This is a genomic window from Streptomyces sp. NPDC059900, assembly GCF_050270335.1.
Lineage (GTDB): Bacteria > Actinomycetota > Actinomycetes > Streptomycetales > Streptomycetaceae > Streptomyces.
This window is the reverse complement of sequence record NZ_JBNNJZ010001175.1, coordinates 1-1013: the sequence shown is the minus strand read 5'-3', so window position 1 is coordinate 1013 and position 1013 is coordinate 1. Positions and strand designations below refer to the sequence as shown.

Here is a 1013-nt window from a genome sequence, read left to right as displayed (position 1 = left end):
TGTATTGACCCGCAGCGTTGTTCACGCGGCTGATCGGTGGGTGGCCGCCGAGTGCGGTGTGGCAGCGGTGGTAGTTGTAGGTGTGCAGGAAGTCTGCCAGGGCTGCTGTTCGTTCGGTGTTGCTGGTGTAGGGCCGCAGATAGGCCCACTCATCGAGCAGGGTCCGGTTGAAGCGTTCGACCTTGCCGTTGGTCTGCGGCCGGTAGGCGCGGGTGAGCTTGCGCGTCGCGCCGAGGTCGGCCAGGGCCTGCTGCCAGGCGAAGCTCTTGCGGTAGGGCCAGGCGTTGTCGGTCAGGACGCGTTCGACGCGGTCGATGCCGTGTGCGGTGAAAAAGGCTGCGGCCCGGCGCAGGAAGGCGGCGCAGGTGGCGGCCTTCTCATCACCGTGGATCTCGCTGTAGGCGAGGCGGGTGTGGTCGTCGACGGCGGAGTGGACGTAGTCGAAGCCCATGTTGTTGCGGGTGACGCGGCCGGCTTGGCGGCCCAGGACCTTGTGGCCGCCGCCGTCGGGGATCCGGCCGAGCTTCTTGACGTCGACGTGGAGGAGTTCGCCGGGCCGGTCGCGTTCGTAGCGGCGGATGGCCTGGCCGGTGGGCCGGTCGAGGAAGGCCAGGCGGTTCAGGCCGTGCCGGGTCAGGATGCGGTGGGTGGTGGAGGCGGGCAGCCCCAGGATCGGGCCGATGCGGGCGGGGCCGAGTTTTCGGTCCTGGCGCAGGCGGCACACCTGCTCTTCGGTCGTCGCCGGGGTGCGGTGCGGTGTCGTGCGCGGCCGGCTGGAGCGGTCGTGCAGCCCTTGCCCGCCCTCAGCCCGCCAGCGGCGGACCCACTTGTGGGCCGTGACGCGTGAGATGCCCATCTCGGCGGCGACGTGCGCGACGGGACGGCCGGTACGAACACGATCGATGAGCAGCCGCCTGCCGTGAACGGTCAGTCGGGCATTACGGTGGGACACGAAGACCTCCGTGCGGTGCAGTCCTAGACAGCTCCACCACACCGGAGGTCTTCGCCATGAT

Annotated in this window: 1 protein-coding gene; it reads right to left on the bottom strand. The window is 69.5% G+C overall.

Going from position 1 to position 1013, the window contains the following annotated elements; all coding sequences use genetic code 11:
- Positions 1-952 (bottom strand): IS481 family transposase (locus tag ACQKIP_RS48150; RefSeq protein WP_365867345.1); only part of this gene is annotated, 952 nt, incomplete at its 3' end.
- Positions 953-1013 lie beyond the last annotated feature (61 nt).